Annotated in this window: 13 protein-coding genes; 12 read left to right on the top strand and 1 reads right to left on the bottom strand. The window is 64.6% G+C overall.

From position 1 onward, the window contains the following. Positions 1-1,453, bottom strand: a 1,453-nt coding sequence (locus BYZ73_RS19235; protein ID WP_146746338.1) for a methyl-accepting chemotaxis protein, incomplete at its 3' end; no start/stop codon positions are given. Positions 1,454-1,754: 301 nt separating this feature from the next. Between BYZ73_RS19235 and secE the strand changes: the two genes are divergently transcribed. From secE to fusA, 12 genes are all read left to right on the top strand, one after another. Beyond that, entirely contained in the window at positions 1,755-1,946 is a 192-nt protein-coding gene (gene secE, locus BYZ73_RS19230; protein WP_075784648.1) for a preprotein translocase subunit SecE, read from the top strand. 176 nt (positions 1,947-2,122) lie between these two features. Continuing rightward, positions 2,123-2,659: a transcription termination/antitermination protein NusG gene (gene nusG, locus BYZ73_RS19225; protein ID WP_108028970.1), complete on the top strand. Its 537-nt coding sequence runs from the start codon at positions 2,123-2,125 to the stop codon at positions 2,657-2,659. A gap of 104 nt (positions 2,660-2,763) precedes the next feature. Then, a complete protein-coding gene (rplK, locus tag BYZ73_RS19220) occupies positions 2,764-3,216 on the top strand; it encodes a 50S ribosomal protein L11 (protein WP_108028969.1) in 453 nt (150 codons plus the stop codon). A 5-nt stretch (positions 3,217-3,221) separates the two neighbouring features. Further along, positions 3,222-3,920, top strand: coding sequence for a 50S ribosomal protein L1 (rplA, locus tag BYZ73_RS19215; protein WP_108028968.1), 699 nt, complete (start codon positions 3,222-3,224; stop codon positions 3,918-3,920). 265 nt (positions 3,921-4,185) lie between these two features. Next, positions 4,186-4,704 (top strand): 50S ribosomal protein L10, encoded by a 519-nt coding sequence (rplJ, locus tag BYZ73_RS19210; protein ID WP_075784652.1) that lies wholly within the window; start codon positions 4,186-4,188, stop codon positions 4,702-4,704. Between the two features lie 72 nt (positions 4,705-4,776). Beyond that, complete coding sequence (rplL, locus tag BYZ73_RS19205; RefSeq protein WP_075784653.1) at positions 4,777-5,157, top strand: 50S ribosomal protein L7/L12; 381 nt, start codon at positions 4,777-4,779, stop codon at positions 5,155-5,157. Positions 5,158-5,406: 249 nt separating this feature from the next. Continuing rightward, positions 5,407-9,543: a DNA-directed RNA polymerase subunit beta gene (gene rpoB, locus BYZ73_RS19200; RefSeq protein WP_108028967.1), complete on the top strand. Its 4,137-nt coding sequence runs from the start codon at positions 5,407-5,409 to the stop codon at positions 9,541-9,543. Between the two features lie 93 nt (positions 9,544-9,636). Continuing rightward, positions 9,637-13,884, top strand: coding sequence for a DNA-directed RNA polymerase subunit beta' (rpoC, locus tag BYZ73_RS19195; protein ID WP_112317304.1), 4,248 nt, complete (start codon positions 9,637-9,639; stop codon positions 13,882-13,884). 245 nt (positions 13,885-14,129) lie between these two features. After that, positions 14,130-15,038 carry a DMT family transporter gene (locus tag BYZ73_RS19190; protein ID WP_112317303.1) on the top strand — a complete coding sequence of 303 codons (909 nt, stop codon included), beginning with the start codon at positions 14,130-14,132 and terminating at the stop codon, positions 15,036-15,038. Between the two features lie 287 nt (positions 15,039-15,325). Continuing rightward, complete coding sequence (gene rpsL, locus BYZ73_RS19185) at positions 15,326-15,697, top strand: 30S ribosomal protein S12 (RefSeq protein WP_042456862.1); 372 nt, start codon at positions 15,326-15,328, stop codon at positions 15,695-15,697. Positions 15,698-15,709: 12 nt separating this feature from the next. Next, positions 15,710-16,180 (top strand): 30S ribosomal protein S7, encoded by a 471-nt coding sequence (gene rpsG, locus BYZ73_RS19180; protein WP_075784657.1) that lies wholly within the window; start codon positions 15,710-15,712, stop codon positions 16,178-16,180. 28 nt (positions 16,181-16,208) lie between these two features. Beyond that, complete coding sequence (gene fusA, locus BYZ73_RS19175; protein WP_108028964.1) at positions 16,209-18,332, top strand: elongation factor G; 2,124 nt, start codon at positions 16,209-16,211, stop codon at positions 18,330-18,332. Positions 18,333-18,453 lie beyond the last annotated feature (121 nt).

Raw genomic sequence — 18,453 nt, 5'->3', positions numbered from 1 at the left:
CGGCGGTCTCTTCCAGCGTGGCGGCCTGGTTCTCGGTTCGGCGCGACAGGTCGTCAGAGGCGCCGCTGATTTCCTCGGCGCGGGTGGTGATCTCGGTCGAGTTCTCGACGATTTCACCCATAAGCGCGTTCAGCGTGTCGACGGTGGCGTTGAAGTCCTGACGCAGCTGTTCGTATTCGGCCCCGAAGGTTTCCTCGATCGAGCGGGTCAGATCGCCTTCGGACAGGCTTTTCAGGCCCGCCGCGAGGGACTCGACCACGCGGGCCTGTTCGGCTCTCGACCGCTCCTGGCCCTTTTCAAGCGCATCCTTGTCCAGCAGCCCCTGACGGAGCGCCTCGACCGATTGCGCCATCGCGCCGATCTCGTCGCCGCGCTCGCGCCCCGGCACGGGGTGAGCATAGTCGCCCGAGGCCAGACCGTCCACCGCCGCCAGCATCCGGGCCAGCGGGCGGCGCACCATCGCCATCGAGGCAAGATAGATCGTGCCGAGCGCCATAGCCAGGATCAGGGCGCCGCTGACCATGGTCCGGGTGATCTCGGCGCGCACCGGGGCCGCGAAGACGTCGGCCGGCACGTCGACCAGAGCCGCCCAGGTCGTGTTCATCCCGGGCGCTGTGAACGGATAGACCAACCGCGTGGCCCGGTCGGGCATGTCGCGGATCACGCGCATCCGGCCGTCAGCAAGCGCGGCCGAGACGACGTCGGCGCCCGTGTCGTCATAGGGCTTGTTCAGCTTGGCCCGGTCGCTGGCGGTCAGCCAGTTGCCGCCCTGGCTGACCAGCAGGCTCTTCCCGCCCTCGAACGCGGACAGGTCGTTGAGCATCGCGGTCAGATCGCCCAGCCCGATATCGACACCGGCAACCCCGACGATCTCGTCCCCGACCCGGATGGGCAGCGCGACGCTGGTCATCATGAAGTTGCCTTCGCCCATGTAGGGTTCGGTGATGCTGGGTTTGCCGGTCGTGGTCGGCACCTTGAACCAGGCATCGTCGGCGCTGACATCGAAGGTAGCGAATTCGAGCCCCCCATCCGCGCCCTTGTGCCACCAGGGCGCGAACACGCCCTCCTCGTTCATGCCGCCTTCGCCGGTCAGCAGATCGTTCGTGCCGCCATCGGGAATGCCGGCCATCCAGGCGCCGAAGATGTTGTCGTACTGGGCCGGAACGCCCTCGATCATCGCGATGATGGCGGACCGGTCGGCATGGCCGGTGCCCAGATAACCTGCAAGCCCGCCGCCCAGCGCCGCGCCGGCCGAAGTGGCCTCGGTCACCTGGACCGCGACCTTCTGGGCCACGAGCGCGGCTTTTTCCGAGGCCAGTTCCATCACCTCGCGGTCGACCCTCTGCGAGGATTGCCAGCCGCTGTAGACCGAATAGCCGACGACGATCACCGAGACCGCCGCGCCTGTCGCGAGAAGAAGTTTCCCGGATACTGTTCTGAAAGGATGTTCCACCGATCCGACCCTTTGTGACGTCAACTGGTCTTTGCGCCCTGGATCTGAACAACCGGTGAAGCCAGGGACAGGCAGTGGCTAAAACTCGATGCGAATGCCTATGGACGCGCGGCGCGGCGGCCGTTCCGTGCGCCGGGCCGTGTGCCGGGCCGCGCCGACCTCGATCGAAGGCCGGGCTCAGGGACGGGATCGGAGGCCGGAACCGAAGGGGGTGGCGGTGTGCGGGGGCGCTGCCCTTGCAAAGCGGCGCCCAAGCGCGTATCTCGGCGCGGTTGACAGGCAGAACGGACCCCGCAGGCCCATGGCGAACCCCCTCCAGTTCATTCAGCAGACCCGCTCGGAAATCTCGAAGGTGGTCTGGCCGACCCGGCGCGAGGTGTTCCTGACCACCATCATGGTCTTCGTGATGGCCTCTCTGACGGCGGTGTTCTTCTTCTTCGTCGACTGGCTGATCCGAAGCGGGCTGCAGCTTCTGCTTGGGTTTTTCGGCTGAGATGCGGCACCGCGATACCCCCGGGGCTTGAACCCCGGCGGTGGGAGCGGTAAGGGCATCACTACTTTTCTGGGCTCCGGCGTGCATCGATTCGGGTTGCGCGCTGTTTTTTGTTCCGGACAACGCAAGATCATCGCGGCCCGAACGGCCGACGGACACGTGAGGAAACGGGCAACATGGCGAAGCGGTGGTATTCGGTAAGCGTTCTCTCGAATTTCGAGAAGAAGGTCGCCGAACAGATCAAGCAAGCCGTGGCGGATGCCGGTCTCGAGGACGAGATCGAGGAAGTCCTCGTGCCGACCGAAGAGGTGATCGAGGTCCGGCGCGGCAAGAAGGTGACGACCGAACGGCGCTTCATGCCCGGCTATGTGCTGGTGCGCATGGAGATGACCGACCGCGGCTATCACCTGGTGACGCAGATCAACCGGGTGACCGGGTTCCTCGGGCCGATGGGCAAGCCGATGCCCATGCGCGACGAGGAGGTGAACCAGATCCTCAACCGCGTCGAAGAGGGCGAGGCCCAGCCGCGGTCGCTGATCACCTACGAGATCGGCGAGAACGTGAACGTGACCGACGGCCCGTTCGAGGGCTTCTCGGGCATGGTCGAGGAAGTGGACGACGACAATCAACGCCTGAAGGTGACGGTGTCGATCTTCGGCCGGGCGACCCCGGTCGAGCTGGAATTCACGCAGGTCTCCAAGGGGCAGCTCTGACGTGAATCTGTGGGAGGCGAGCGGGCGCGCCCGCGGACCGCACCACTAAACCGAAGCGCCGCCCTCGCGAGGGACCGGCGCGGTGACAAGAAGGAGATGGCCAGATGGCCAAGAAGGTAATCGGGAAGCTCAAGCTTCAGGTGAAGGCGGGGCAGGCAAACCCGTCCCCGCCGGTCGGTCCCGCGCTCGGTCAGCGCGGCATCAACATCATGGAATTCTGCAAGGCGTTCAACGCCAAGACCCAGGACATGGAGCCCGGCGCCCCGTGCCCGACGGTCATCACCTACTACCAGGACAAGTCCTTCTCGATGGACATCAAGACGCCCCCGGCGTCTTACTACCTCAAGAAGGCTGCTGGCCTGAAGCCGGTCGGCAAGCGGAACCGTCCGAAGGGCTCGGAAAAACCCGGGCGTGACGTGGTCGGCACCGTGACCGTCGCTCAGGTGCGCGAGATCGCCGAGGCGAAGATGAAGGATCTGAACGCCAGCGATGTCGAAGGCGCGATGCAGATCATTCTGGGGTCGGCCCGCTCGATGGGCATCGAGGTGAAGGGGTAAGCGCAATGGCGAAACATGGAAAACGTGTCCGCGCCGCGCGGGAAGCCTTCGCTGGCAAGGACAACCTGTCGGTCGAAGAGGCGGTGAGCCTCGTCAAGGACAATGCCTCGGCCAAGTTCGACGAGACGCTGGAAATCGCGCTGAACCTCGGCGTCGATCCGCGTCACGCCGACCAGATGGTCCGGGGTGTCGTCACCCTGCCGAACGGCACCGGCAAGACCGTCCGCGTGGCGGTTTTCGCCCGCGGCGCCAAGGCCGATGAAGCCAAGGCAGCGGGCGCCGATATCGTCGGCGCCGAGGATCTGATGGAAACCATCCAGGGCGGCACGATCGAATTCGATCGCTGCATCGCCACCCCGGACATGATGCCGATCGTCGGCCGTCTGGGCAAGATCCTGGGCCCGCGCAACCTGATGCCGAACCCCAAGGTCGGCACCGTGACCATGGACGTGGCCGCGGCGGTTCAGGCCGCCAAGGGCGGTGAGGTCCAGTTCCGGGTCGAGAAGGCGGGCGTGATCCATGCCGGCATCGGCAAGACCTCGTTCGACGCCGGCAAGCTGGCCGAGAACGTGCGCGCCTTTGTCGATGCCGTGGTCAAGGCCAAGCCGGCCGGCGCCAAGGGCACCTACATGAAAAAGGTCAGCCTCAGCTCGACCATGGGCCCGGGCGTGTCGGTCGACGTGACCTCGGCAACTGGGAATTGATTTAAGATAGGTGAACTCCTATCTTCGCGAGAATTCCCGGGACTCGTGCCCGGGAATGGCGGGGCGGAAACGCCCCGTCCTGTCCGAGACGGAGGGTGCGGGGCCTGGCCTCGCTTAATGTCCTTCCCGAGATGGGGAAACGAGACAGATTTCCGTGGGGAGACCCTCGGGCGATCCTGGCCTCGGGACCCATACGGACCCGAAAGCCGGCACTCAGGCCGGCAAACCTAGAGCCGGGGGGAAACCCCCAAATTGGAGTGAAACTGTGGATAGAGCCCAGAAAGAGAAAGTGGTCGACGAGCTCGGCCAGATCTTCGAAAGCTCTGGCGTCGTGGTGGTTGCCCACTACGCGGGTCTCACGGTTGCCGAGATGCAGGACCTGCGCGCACGCATGCGTGAAGCGGGTGGGTCCGTTCGCGTCGCCAAGAACAGGCTCGCCAAGATCGCCCTGGAAGGAAAGCCCTGCGCCAGCATGGCCACTCTTCTGACGGGCATGACCGTTCTTGCCTATTCCGAGGACCCGGTGGCTGCTGCCAAGGTCGCGGAAGGCTTCGCCAAGGACAACTCGAAGTTCGAGATCCTCGGCGGTGCCATGGGCGAGACGGCCCTGGACCGGGCCGGTGTCAAGGCAGTGTCCGAAATGCCGTCGCGCGAGGAGCTTATCGCCTCGATCGTCGGCTGCATCGGTGCACCCGCCGCGAACATCGCCGGTGCGATTGGCGCGCCCGCTTCCAATATTGCAAGCATCCTCTCGACCATCGAGGAGCGTGCGGAAGCCGCTTGAGCAACTTGTGATCCCGCGTGAAGGGCTGAGGCCTCGCGTTGGAACAGACAATGTGAAAGAACGGAACAGAACATGGCTGATCTGAAGAAACTTGCCGAAGAGATCGTGAACCTCACGCTTCTCGAGGCCCAGGAACTGAAAACCATCCTGAAAGACGAGTACGGCATCGAGCCCGCCGCCGGCGGCGCCGTCATGATGGCTGGCCCGGCTGCCGGTGGCGAAGCCGCCGCTGCCGAAGAGCAGACCGAATTCGACGTCATCCTGAAATCGGCTGGCGCGAACAAAATCAACGTCATCAAGGAAGTCCGCGCCATCACCGGTCTTGGCCTGAAAGAAGCCAAGGACCTGGTCGAGGCCGGCGGCAAGGCCGTCAAGGAGCAAGTCTCCAAAGCCGAAGCCGAGGACATCAAAGGCAAACTCGAAGCGGCTGGCGCCGAAGTCGAGCTCAAGTGATCGGGATCGCGGGCCGCGTGCCCGTGACCTGAGAAATGTTGGCTGGGTCCGGCGGTTCGTCCGGGCCCGGCCGAACCTGTCTTGGAAAGGGCTTGTGTGCGAAAGCCCTTTCCAAGGTGCGGTTCGAGGTTCGGGAGCGGCCGGTGGGACGGACCGCAGGAATGGAACCTTCGCCCCCTCATCGCGAGCGGCGCGCCACCGGGGCCCGACGGCGGATGCGCCCGCGACAGACGAAAGGTGAGACCACAGATGGCGCAGAGCTACGTTGGCCAGAAACGACTCCGCAAATACTACGGCAAGATCCGCGAAGTGCTGGAGATGCCGAACCTCATCGAGGTCCAGAAATCCTCCTACGACCTGTTCCTGAATTCCGGCGACGGACCCGCGCCCGCCGATGGCGAGGGCATCCAGGGGGTGTTCCAGTCGGTTTTCCCGATCAAGGATTTCAACGAGACCGCCGTTCTTGAATTCGTCCGCTACGAGCTGGAGCGGCCGAAATACGACGTCGAGGAATGCCAGCAGCGCGACATGACCTTTTCGGCGCCGCTGAAGGTGACGCTGCGCCTGATCGTGTTCGATTTCGACGAGGATACCGGCGCCAAGTCGGTGAAGGACATCAAGGAGCAGGACGTGTTCATGGGCGACATGCCGCTCATGACCGCCAACGGCACGTTCATCGTGAACGGGACCGAACGGGTGATCGTGTCCCAGATGCACCGGTCTCCGGGCGTCTTCTTCGACCATGACAAGGGCAAGACCCATTCCTCGGGCAAGCTGCTGTTCGCCTGCCGGATCATTCCCTATCGCGGCTCCTGGCTCGATTTCGAATTCGACGCCAAGGACATCGTCTTCGCGCGCATCGACCGCCGCCGGAAACTGCCGGTGACGACCCTGCTCTATGCGCTGGGGCTCGATCAGGAAGGCATCATGGATGCCTATTACGACACGGTGACGTTCCGGCTGGAACGCAACCGCGGCTGGGTCACCAAGTTCTTCCCCGAACGCGTGCGCGGCACTCGTCCGACCTATGATCTGGTCGATGCCGACACCGGCGAGGTGATCTGCAAGGCCGGTGACAAGGTCACCCCGCGTCAGGTCAAGAAGCTCATCGAAGAGGCCCGGGTCACCGAACTGATGGTGCCCTTCGATCATATCGTCGGCCGCTATGTCGCCAAGGACATCATCAACGAAGACACCGGCGCGATCTATGTCGAGGCCGGCGACGAGCTGACCTGGACTGTCGACAAGGATGGCGACGTCACCGGCGGCACGCTGAAAGAGCTGCTGGATGCGGGCATCACCGACATCCCGGTGCTCGACATCGACAACATCAACGTCGGTCCCTACATCCGCAACACCATGGCGGCGGACAAGAACATGGGCCGCGACACCGCGCTCATGGATATCTACCGCGTCATGCGCCCGGGCGAGCCGCCGACCGTCGAGGCGGCGACCACGCTGTTCGAGTCGCTCTTCTTCGACTCCGAGCGGTACGACCTCTCGGCCGTGGGCCGAGTGAAGATGAACATGCGTCTCGATCTCGACGCGCCCGACACCCAGCGGACGCTGCGCCGCGACGACATCATCTCCTGCATCAAGGCGCTGGTCGAACTGCGCGATGGCAAGGGCGAGGTCGATGACATCGACCACCTCGGCAACCGCCGGGTCCGCTCGGTCGGCGAGCTGATGGAGAACCAGTATCGCGTCGGTCTGCTGCGGATGGAACGCGCCATCAAGGAGCGGATGTCCTCGGTCGAGATCGACACCGTTATGCCGCAGGACCTGATCAACGCCAAACCGGCGGCCGCGGCCGTGCGCGAGTTCTTCGGCTCGTCGCAGCTTTCGCAGTTCATGGACCAGACCAACCCGCTGTCGGAAGTCACCCACAAGCGGCGTCTGTCGGCGCTTGGGCCGGGCGGTCTGACCCGCGAGCGCGCGGGCTTCGAGGTCCGCGACGTGCACCCGACCCACTACGGCCGGATGTGCCCGATCGAGACGCCGGAAGGCCCGAACATCGGTCTGATCAACAGCCTTGCCACCTATGCGCGGGTGAACAAGTACGGCTTCATCGAGACCCCCTATCGCCGGGTGATCGACGGGCAGGTGACCGATGAGGTCCACTACATGTCCGCGACCGAAGAGATGCGGCACACCGTGGCCCAGGCCAACGCCAATCTCGACGGCGAGGGCAAGTTCATCAACGATCTGGTGAACACCCGTCAGGCCGGCGAATACACCATGGCGCCGCGCGAAAGCGTCGACCTGATCGACGTCTCGCCGAAACAGCTGGTGTCGGTTGGGGCCTCGCTGATTCCGTTCCTGGAAAACGACGACGCCAACCGCGCGCTGATGGGCGCGAACATGCAGCGTCAGGCGGTGCCGCTTCTGCAGGCCGATGCGCCCTTCGTGGGCACCGGCATCGAGCAGGTGGTGGCGCAGGACTCGGGTGCCGCGATCATGGCGCGCCGTGGCGGGATCATCGACCAGGTCGATGCCCAGCGGATCGTGATCCGAGCCACCGAGGATCTCGAACCCGGCGATCCGGGCGTCGACATCTACCGGCTGCGCAAGTTCCAGCGGTCGAACCAGAACACCTGCATCAACCAGAAGCCTCTGGTGAAGGTGGGCGACACCGTCCTGAAGGGCGAGGTCGTCGCCGACGGTCCCTCGACCGATATGGGCGAGCTGGCGCTTGGCAAGAACGTGATCGTCGCGTTCATGCCCTGGAACGGCTACAACTACGAGGACTCGATCCTGATCTCGGAGCGCATCGCCCGCGATGACGTCTTCACCTCGATCCATATCGAGGAATTCGAGGTCGCGGCCCGCGATACCAAGCTCGGGCCGGAAGAGATCACCCGCGACATCCCGAACGTCGGCGAGGAAGCCCTGCGCAACCTCGACGAGGCGGGCATCGTCTATATCGGCGCCGAAGTGGGGCCGGGCGACATCCTCGTCGGCAAGATCACTCCGAAGGGCGAAAGCCCGATGACGCCCGAAGAGAAGCTGCTGCGGGCGATCTTCGGCGAAAAGGCCTCGGACGTGCGCGACACCTCGCTGCGTCTGCCGCCGGGCGATTACGGTACCGTCGTCGAGGTGCGGGTGTTCAACCGGCACGGCGTCGACAAGGACGAACGCGCGCTGCAGATCGAGCGTGAAGAGGTCGAACGCCTGGCCCGCGACCGGGACGACGAACAGGCGATCCTCGAGCGCAACATCTATGCGCGTCTCAAGTCGATGATCCTCGGCAAGGTCGCGGTGAAGGGTCCGAAGGGCGTGAAGCCCAACTCGGAAATCACCGAAGAGCTGCTTGAGACCCTGTCCAAGGGGCAATGGTGGCAGCTGGCGCTGGAAGACGAGGCCGATGCCGGTCAGGTCGAGGCGCTGAACGCCCAGTTCGAGGCGCAGAAACGCGCGCTCGAGCATCGCTTCGAGGACAAGGTCGAGAAGGTCCGCCGCGGCGACGACCTGCCTCCGGGCGTGATGAAGATGGTCAAGGTCTTCATCGCGGTCAAACGCAAGCTGCAGCCCGGCGACAAGATGGCCGGTCGGCACGGCAACAAGGGGGTCGTCTCCCGCGTGGTGCCGATGGAGGACATGCCCTTCCTGGCCGACGGCACGCCCGTCGATCTGGTGCTGAACCCGCTCGGCGTGCCGTCGCGGATGAACGTGGGGCAGATCCTCGAGACCCACATGGGCTGGGCCGCGCGCGGTCTGGGGCTGAAGATCGACGACGCGCTTGGCGAGTACAAGCGCTCGGGCGACCTGACCCCGGTGCGCGAGGCGATGCGGCTTGCCTATGGCGAAGAGGCCTATGAAGAGATCCTGCGCGAGATGGACGAGAAGGCCCTGGTCGAGTCCGCCTCGACCGTGGTTCGCGGCGTTCCGATCGCAACGCCGGTCTTCGACGGCGCCAAGGAACAGGACGTCAACGACGCCCTGACTCGGGCGGGCTTCGACACGTCGGGCCAGTCGGAACTCTTCGACGGCCGGACGGGCGAGCGCTTTGCCCGGAAAGTCACCGTGGGCGTCAAGTACCTGCTGAAGCTGCACCACCTTGTCGACGACAAGATCCACGCGCGCTCGACTGGTCCGTATAGCCTCGTCACCCAGCAGCCGCTGGGCGGCAAGGCGCAGTTCGGCGGTCAGCGGTTCGGGGAGATGGAGGTCTGGGCGCTCGAAGCCTATGGTGCCGCCTATACCCTGCAGGAAATGCTGACGGTGAAGTCGGACGACGTGGCGGGCCGGACCAAGGTCTACGAGTCGATCGTCAAGGGTGAGGACAATTTCGAGGCCGGCGTGCCGGAATCCTTCAACGTTCTGGTGAAGGAAGTCCGCGGCCTCGGGCTGAACATGGAACTCCTGGACGTGGAGGATGAGGAATAAGGGTGTTCGAATTTTTGCAGGAAATTCGTCCCGATTTTTCTGCGAAAAATCGCGCCCTTGCCCATCCCTTTGCGCTGATTTGAGGACTTCAAGATGAACCAGGAACTGACCACCAACCCGTTCAACCCGCTGGCCTCGCCCAAGCAGTTCGACGAGATCAAGGTGTCGCTGGCCTCGCCCGAACGGATCCTTTCGTGGTCCTATGGCGAGATCAAGAAACCCGAAACCATCAACTACCGTACGTTCAAGCCCGAACGTGACGGTCTCTTCTGCGCGCGCATCTTCGGGCCGATCAAGGACTACGAGTGCCTTTGCGGCAAGTACAAGCGCATGAAGTATCGCGGCGTCGTCTGCGAGAAATGCGGCGTCGAGGTGACGCTGCAGAAGGTTCGCCGCGAGCGGATGGGCCATATCGAGCTGGCCGCGCCGGTCGCGCACATCTGGTTCCTCAAGTCGCTGCCCTCCCGCATCGGCCTGATGCTGGACATGACCCTGCGCGATCTCGAGCGGGTACTTTACTTCGAGAACTATGTGGTGATCGAGCCCGGTCTGACCGACCTGAGCTACGGCCAGATGCTGACCGAAGAAGAGTATCTCGACGCGCAGGACCAGTTCGGCGCCGACGCCTTCACCGCCGGGATCGGCGCCGAGGCGATCCGCGAGATGCTGTCGCAGATCGACCTCGAGGCCGAGGCCGAGAAGCTGCGCGAGGAGCTGAAGGAAGCCACCGGCGAGCTGAAGCCGAAGAAGATCATCAAGCGGCTGAAGGTCGTCGAGAGCTTCATCGAATCCGGCAACCGCCCGGAATGGATGGTGCTGACGGTCATTCCGGTCATTCCGCCGGAACTGCGGCCGCTGGTGCCGCTCGATGGCGGCCGGTTCGCGACCTCGGACCTGAACGACCTCTATCGCCGGGTGATCAACCGGAACAACCGTCTGAAACGGCTGATCGAGCTGCGCGCGCCCGACATCATCGTCCGCAACGAAAAGCGGATGCTGCAAGAGGCGGTCGATGCGCTGTTCGACAACGGCCGCCGCGGCCGGGTCATCACCGGCGCCAACAAGCGGCCGCTGAAATCGCTTTCCGACATGCTGAAGGGCAAGCAGGGCCGGTTCCGGCAGAACCTTCTGGGCAAGCGGGTCGACTTCTCGGGACGGTCGGTGATCGTGACCGGTCCCGAACTCAAGCTGCACCAGTGCGGGCTGCCGAAGAAGATGGCGCTCGAGCTCTTCAAGCCGTTCATCTATTCGCGGCTCGAGGCCAAGGGGCTTAGCTCGACCGTCAAGCAGGCCAAGAAGCTCGTGGAGAAGGAGCGTCCGGAGGTCTGGGACATCCTCGACGAGGTCATCCGCGAGCACCCGGTCCTTCTGAACCGGGCGCCGACGCTGCACCGTCTGGGCATCCAGGCGTTCGAGCCGACGCTGATCGAGGGCAAGGCGATCCAGCTGCACCCGCTGGTCTGTTCTGCCTTCAACGCCGACTTCGACGGCGACCAGATGGCCGTGCACGTCCCGCTGAGCCTCGAGGCCCAGCTGGAAGCGCGGGTCCTGATGATGTCGACCAACAACGTGCTGTCGCCCGCCAACGGCGCGCCGATCATCGTGCCGTCCCAGGACATGATCCTCGGGCTCTATTACATCACGATGGAGCGCAAGGGCATGAAGGGCGAGGGCATGGCCTTCGCCGATGTCGACGAGGTCCAGCACGCGCTCGACTCCGGCGAGGTGCATCTGCATGCCCGCGTCAAGGCGCGGATCAAGCAGATCGACGAGCACGGCAACGAGGTCTACAAGCGCTACGACACCACCCCCGGCCGGATCCGTCTGGGCGCGCTTCTGCCGATGAACGCCAAGGCGCCGTTCGAACTGGTCAACCGGCTGCTCCGCAAGAAAGAGGTGCAGCAGGTCATCGACACCGTCTACCGCTATTGCGGCCAGAAGGAGTCGGTCATCTTCTGCGACCAGATCATGGGGCTCGGCTTCCGCGAGGCGTTCAAGGCCGGGATCTCGTTCGGCAAGGACGACATGGTGATCCCGCACACCAAGTGGGAGATCGTCGAGGGCGTTCGCGACCAGGTCAAGGAGTTCGAGCAGCAATACATGGACGGCCTGATCACCCAGGGTGAGAAGTACAACAAGGTCGTCGATGCCTGGTCGAAGTGTTCCGACGAGGTGGCCACCGCGATGATGGCGGAAATCTCTGCCGTCCGCGTCGATGACGCGGGCGCCGAGATGGAACCCAACTCGGTCTACATGATGTCCCACTCGGGGGCGCGGGGTTCGCCGGCGCAGATGAAGCAGCTGGGCGGCATGCGCGGCCTGATGGCCAAGCCCTCGGGCGAGATCATCGAGACGCCGATCATCTCGAACTTCAAGGAAGGCCTGACCGTGCTCGAGTACTTCAACTCGACCCACGGCGCCCGGAAGGGTCTGGCCGATACCGCGCTGAAGACGGCGAACTCGGGGTACCTGACCCGGCGTCTGGTCGACGTCGCCCAGGACTGCATCGTGCGCAGCCATGATTGCGGTACCGAGAACGCCATCACCTGCGAGGCGGCGATCAACGACGGCGAGGTCGTGGCAACGCTTGCCGAGCGTCTGCTGGGTCGTGTCGCGGCCGATGACGTGCTGAAACCCGGCACCGACGAGGTGCTGGTCAGCCGCAACGAGCTGATCGACGAACGCAAGGCGGATGCGATCGAGAAGGCCGGTGTCGCCACCGTCCGGATCCGGTCGCCGCTGACCTGCGAGGCCGAAGAGGGCGTCTGCGCGGCCTGCTACGGGCGCGACCTTGCCCGCGGCACCAAGGTGAACGTCGGCGAGGCCGTCGGCATCATCGCCGCACAGTCGATCGGCGAGCCCGGCACCCAGTTGACGATGCGCACCTTCCACATCGGCGGCATCGCCCAGGGCGGTCAGCAGTCCTTCCAGGAGGCCAGCCAGGAGGGCCGGATCGAGTTCCGCAACCCGAACCTGCTGACCAATGCGGCGGGCGAGCAGATCGTGATGGGCCGGAACATGCAGCTGGCGATCGTCGACGACAACGACGTCGAGCGCGCGAGCTTCAAGCTGGGCTACGGCACCAAGGTCTTCGTGGCCGAGGATGCCAAGGTGAAACGCGGCGACAAGCTGTTCGAATGGGACCCCTACACCCTGCCGATCATCGCCGAGAAGGCCGGTCGCGCCAAGTTCGTGGACCTCGTGACCGGGATCTCGGTCCGCGAGGACACCGACGATGCCACCGGCATGACCCAGAAGATCGTGTCGGACTGGCGCACCGCGCCCAAGGGCAACGAGCTCAAGCCCGAGATCATCATCGTCGATCCGGAAACCGGCGAACCCGTGCGCAACGAGGCGGGCAACCCGGTGACCTACCCGATGTCGGTCGACGCCATTCTGTCGGTCGAGGACCAGCAGGACATCCGGGCCGGCGACGTCGTGGCGCGGATCCCGCGCGAGGGTGCCAAGACCAAGGACATCACCGGCGGTCTGCCGCGGGTGGCGGAACTGTTCGAGGCGCGGCGTCCGAAGGATCACGCGATCATCGCCGAGGTGGACGGCTATGTCCGGTTCGGTCGCGACTACAAGAACAAGCGGCGGATCACGATCGAGCCTGCGGACGACACGCTGCAGCCGGTCGAGTACATGGTGCCCAAGGGCAAGCACATCCCGGTGCAGGAAGGCGACTTCGTGCAGAAGGGCGACTACATCATGGACGGCAACCCGGCGCCGCATGACATCCTGGCCATCATGGGTGTCGAGGCTCTGGCGAACTACATGATCGACGAGGTGCAGGACGTCTACCGGCTGCAGGGCGTGAAGATCAACGACAAGCACATCGAAGTCATCGTCCGGCAGATGCTGCAGAAATGGGAGATCTCTGACTCCGGCGACACGACGCTTCTGAAAGGCGAACATGTCGACAAGTCCGAGTTCGACGAGGCCAACGACAAGGTGCTGGCGCGCGGCGGACGTCCCGCCGAGGGTCAGCCGATCCTTCTGGGGATTACCAAGGCCTCGCTGCAGACCCGGTCCTTCATCTCGGCGGCTTCGTTCCAGGAAACGACTCGGGTGCTGACCGAGGCCTCGGTCCAGGGCAAGCGCGACAAGCTGGTCGGCCTGAAGGAAAACGTCATTGTCGGCCGGTTGATCCCGGCGGGCACTGGCGGGGCCAGCCAGCGCGTGCGCCGCATCGCGGCCGAGCGCGACCAGAAGGTGATCGAGGCGCGTCAGGCCGATGCGGTGGCAGCCGCCGCCTTGGCCGCGCCGATGGACCCCTTCGGCCCGCTCGACGATGACGATCTGGGTCTGGTCGAGACCCCGGAAAGCCGCGAAGAGTAATCCGGCTGACCGCCTGACCATCGAACGCCCCCGCCCGCACCGGCGGGGGCGTTCTTCTTTCCCCGGTCGCGTCCGGGACAGGCCCCAGACGGGCGCCCCGTGCCAGGCCCCAAACCGGCCTTCGGCAGTTTTTCGGCAGGCCGTCCCGCGCGGATAGCCCCTTGGCGGCAAAGGTTTCTTGCCGCTTTTCCGAGAATGCCGCAAACAGACCTTCGCCCGGGCGTCCGGGATGCTAAGGCAGTTCCATGACCACCCTCTCCGACAACATGCGCGGGGCCGTCCTGATGATGATCAGCATGGCCGCCTTCACCTTCAACGATGCCTGCATGAAGGCTGCCTCGGACAGCGTACCGTTCTTTCAGGCGGTGTTCCTGCGCGGGCTTGGCACCTCGATCCTGCTGATCGCCTTCGGGCTTGCCACCCGCAGCCTCAGGCTGCGCCTGCCGCGCCGCGACCAGGGCCGGATCGCGCTGCGGACCCTGGCCGAGATCGGGGCGGCCTATTTCTACATCACCGCGCTCTTTCACGCGCCCCTGGCCAATGTCACCGCCATCATCCAGGCGATCCCGCTGGCGGTGACGCTGGCGGGGGCGGTCTTCCTGGGGGCGCCGGTCGGCTGGCGGCGCTGGTCGGCGATCCTGGTCGGGTTCGCGGGCGTCCTTCTGATCGTCCGGCCGGGAACCGAAGGCTTCACCCTCTATTCGGTCTATGCGCTGATCTCGGTCGCCTGCGTCACGCTGCGCGACCTCGTGACCCGCGGGCTGTCGGGGGCGGTGCCCTCGACAGCGGTGGCCACCTCGGCCGCGCTGGGGGTCATGCTGTTCGCCGCGACCGGACTTGCCGTCAGCGACGAGCGCTGGCTGCCGATCGCGCCGCTGGCCTGGGCGCAGCTGACCGGCGCGACGCTGTTCCTGATCTTCGGCTATGTCACCTCGGTCGCGGCGATGCGCGTGGGCGACGTCGCCGTCGTCTCGCCGTTCCGCTATACAGCCCTTGTCTGGGCGCTGGTGCTGGGGGCCGTGGTGTTCGGCGAATGGCCTGCGGGCCTCACCATCCTCGGCGCCTCGATCGTGGTCGCGACGGGGGTCTACACCTTCCATCGCGAGCGGCGACTGGCGATCCGGCCGGGCCCGGTGCCGCTTCGGATGCGCTAGCCGGAAGGGGCCGGGGCGGGGGTGTGGACAGGGCGCGGGCCAAGCGGTGTTGACACCCCGTTCGACTCGCCCTATACCGCGCCCACTTCGGGCTGGTGGATCCACCTGCCGCGCCTGATACCGAAACTGATGTGGTCATGATCCGGGCCCCAAGCCCCGATCCTCTGAAGCTACACCGCGTCGTTCCCGCGAACAGGGGAACGCATGCGGTTTTCGCGTTGCCGTTTGCGAATGGCGGGTGCGCACCGAAGACGAGATTTGAACGGGTTGCAATACGGGGAACCGGAATGCCGACGATCCAACAGCTGATCCGCAAGCCGCGGCAGCCGAAAGTGAAACGCCAGAAGTCGCAGCACCTGCAGGCCTGCCCGCAGAAACGCGGCGTCTGCACGCGCGTTTACACCACCACTCCGAAGAAGCCGAACTCGGCCATGCGGAAAGTCGCCAAGGTGCGTCTGACCAACGGCTTCGAGGTCATCAGCTACATCCCCGGCGAAAGCCACAACCTGCAGGAACACTCGGTCGTGCTGATCCGCGGCGGCCGGGTGAAAGACCTTCCCGGTGTCCGCTATCACATCCTGCGCGGTGTGCTGGACACCCAGGGCGTCAAAGACCGTAAGCAGCGCCGCTCGAAATACGGCGCGAAGCGTCCGAAGTAAGGAGAGACGTAGATGTCCCGCCGTCACGCTGCCGAGAAGCGCGAAATCCTGCCCGACGCCAAATTTGGCGATCGCGTGCTGACGAAGTTCATGAACAACCTGATGGTCGACGGCAAGAAATCGGTCGCCGAACGCATCGTCTACAGCGCGCTCGACCGCGTCGAAACCCGCCTGAAGCGTGCTCCGGTCGAGGTCTTCCACGAAGCGCTCGACAACGTGAAACCCGCCGTCGAGGTTCGCTCGCGCCGGGTCGGCGGTGCCACCTACCAGGTGCCGGTCGAGGTGCGCCCCGAGCGCCGCGAGGCCCTTGCGATCCGCTGGCTGATCGACGCCAGCCGCAAGCGCAACGAGAACACCATGGAAGAACGGCTTGCCGGCGAACTGATGGACGCCGTCCAGTCCCGCGGCACCGCCGTCAAGAAACGCGAAGACACCCACAAGATGGCCGACGCGAACAAAGCGTTCAGCCATTATCGCTGGTAACTGACCTTTAGCCTCTAGGACCCTTCCAATGGCCCGCGCTTATCCTCTTCAACGCTACCGGAACTTCGGGATCATGGCCCACATCGATGCGGGCAAGACCACGACGACCGAGCGGATCCTCTATTACACCGGAAAGTCCCACAAGATCGGCGAAGTCCATGACGGCGCCGCGACCATGGACTGGATGGAGCAAGAGCAGGAGCGGGGGATCACCATCACCTCGGCCGCGACCACGACCTTCTGGCAGCGCCAGGAAGATCCGACCGCGGAAGGGACCTCGGACACCAAGTACCGCTTCAACATCATCGACACCCCCGGCCACGTCGACTTCACCATCGAGGTCGAACGCTCGCTGGCCGTGCTCGACGGCGCGATCTGCCTTCTCGACGCCAACGCCGGCGTCGAGCCGCAGACCGAGACCGTGTGGCGCCAGGCGGACCGCTACAAGGTTCCGCGGATCGTCTTCGTCAACAAGATGGACAAGATCGGCGCCGACTTCTTCAACTGCGTGAAGATGATCAAGGACCGCACCGGCGCGACCCCGTGCCCGATCGCTCTGCCGATCGGTGCCGAGGACAAGCTGGAAGGCATCATCGACCTCGTCACCATGGAAGAATGGACCTGGAAGGGCGAGGACCTCGGTGCGTCCTGGACCCGTCAGGCGATCCGTCCCGAGCTGAAGGACGAGGCCGACGAATGGCGCTCGAACCTCATCGAGCTCGCCGTCGAACAGGACGACGCCGCGATGGAGGCCTATCTCGAAGGCAACGAGCCCGACGTCGAAACCCTGCACGGTCTGATCCGCAAGGGCACCCTGTCGCTGGCCTTCGTGCCGGTGACCGCGGGCTCCGCGTTCAAGAACAAGGGCGTGCAACCGCTGCTGAACGCCGTGATCGACTATCTTCCCTCGCCGCTGGACGTGCCCGCCTACATGGGCTTCCTGCCGGATGACGAGACCGAAGAACGCAACATCGCCCGTCACGCCAATGACGACGAGCCGTTCTCTGCGCTCGCGTTCAAGATCATGAACGACCCCTTCGTCGGTTCTCTGACCTTTACCCGGATCTATTCCGGCGTGATGAAGAAGGGCGAGTCGATCCTCAACGCGACCAAGGGCAAGAAAGAGCGCGTCGGTCGGATGATGATGATGCACTCGAACAACCGCGAGGAAATCGACGAGGCCTTCGCGGGCGACATCATCGCGCTTGCCGGTCTGAAGGAAACCACCACGGGCGACACGCTTTGCGACGCCGCTAAACCGGTGGTTCTGGAAACCATGACCTTCCCCGATCCGGTGATCGAGATCGCGGTCGAGCCGAAATCGAAGGCCGACCAGGAAAAGATGGCTCTGGCGCTGCAGCGTCTCGCGGCCGAGGACCCGTCCTTCCGCGTCGAGACCAACATCGAATCCGGCCAGACGATCATGAAGGGCATGGGCGAACTTCACCTCGACATCCTGGTCGACCGCATGAAGCGGGAGTTCAAGGTCGAGGCGAATATCGGCGCCCCGCAGGTGGCCTACCGCGAAACCATCAGCCACAAGGCCGAGGTCGACTACACGCACAAGAAACAGACCGGCGGCACGGGCCAGTTCGCCCGCGTCAAGCTGGAAATCATGCCGACCGAACCGGGCGAGGGCTACTCGTTCGAAAGCCGGATCGTGGGTGGTGCAGTGCCGAAGGAATACATCCCCGGCGTCGAGAAGGGCATCAAGTCGGTCATGGATTCGGGCCCGCTGGCCGGTTTCCCGGTGATCGACCTCAAGGTGGCTCTGGTCGACGGTGCCTTCCACGACGTGGACTCGTCGGTTCTGGCGTTCGAAATCGCGACCCGCGCCGGGATGCGCGAAGGCCTCAAGAAGGCTGGCGCCCGGCTGCTCGAGCCGATCATGAAGGTCGAGGTGGTGACCCCCGAGGAATATACCGGCGGGATCATCGGCGACCTGACCAGCCGTCGCGGCATGGTGCAGGGCCAGGACACCCGCGGCAATGCCAACGTGATCAACGCCATGGTGCCGCTGGCCAACATGTTCGGCTACATCAACACGCTGCGCTCGATGTCCTCGGGCCGCGCCGTGTTCACGATGCAGTTCGACCATTACGAGCCGGTCCCGCAGAACATCAGCGATGAGATCCAGGCGAAATACGCCTGAACGTGACACGGGCCGGGCGCGCGCCCCTCGGCAGCGCCCGCCATCAAGGAACTAGAGGAGGCCACCATGGGTAAGGCAAAGTTCGAACGGACGAAACCGCACGTTAACATCGGCACGATCG

Origin of the sequence: Rhodovulum viride (genome assembly GCF_003265965.1) — a bacterium.
GTDB lineage: Bacteria > Pseudomonadota > Alphaproteobacteria > Rhodobacterales > Rhodobacteraceae > Rhodovulum > Rhodovulum kholense.
The sequence above is the reverse complement of the archived record's forward strand: the minus strand, read 5'-3'. Positions and strand labels throughout refer to the sequence as shown.

Coding starts and splice junctions, on each gene's coding strand:
- secE (WP_075784648.1), top strand. CDS start 1,755: ATGGCGAACCCCCTCCAGTTCATTCAGCAGACCCGCTCGGAAATCTCG.
- nusG (WP_108028970.1), top strand. CDS start 2,123: ATGGCGAAGCGGTGGTATTCGGTAAGCGTTCTCTCGAATTTCGAGAAG.
- rplK (WP_108028969.1), top strand. CDS start 2,764: ATGGCCAAGAAGGTAATCGGGAAGCTCAAGCTTCAGGTGAAGGCGGGG.
- rplA (WP_108028968.1), top strand. CDS start 3,222: ATGGCGAAACATGGAAAACGTGTCCGCGCCGCGCGGGAAGCCTTCGCT.
- rplL (WP_075784653.1), top strand. CDS start 4,777: ATGGCTGATCTGAAGAAACTTGCCGAAGAGATCGTGAACCTCACGCTT.
- rpoB (WP_108028967.1), top strand. CDS start 5,407: ATGGCGCAGAGCTACGTTGGCCAGAAACGACTCCGCAAATACTACGGC.
- rpoC (WP_112317304.1), top strand. CDS start 9,637: ATGAACCAGGAACTGACCACCAACCCGTTCAACCCGCTGGCCTCGCCC.
- BYZ73_RS19190 (WP_112317303.1), top strand. CDS start 14,130: ATGACCACCCTCTCCGACAACATGCGCGGGGCCGTCCTGATGATGATC.
- rpsL (WP_042456862.1), top strand. CDS start 15,326: ATGCCGACGATCCAACAGCTGATCCGCAAGCCGCGGCAGCCGAAAGTG.
- rpsG (WP_075784657.1), top strand. CDS start 15,710: ATGTCCCGCCGTCACGCTGCCGAGAAGCGCGAAATCCTGCCCGACGCC.
- fusA (WP_108028964.1), top strand. CDS start 16,209: ATGGCCCGCGCTTATCCTCTTCAACGCTACCGGAACTTCGGGATCATG.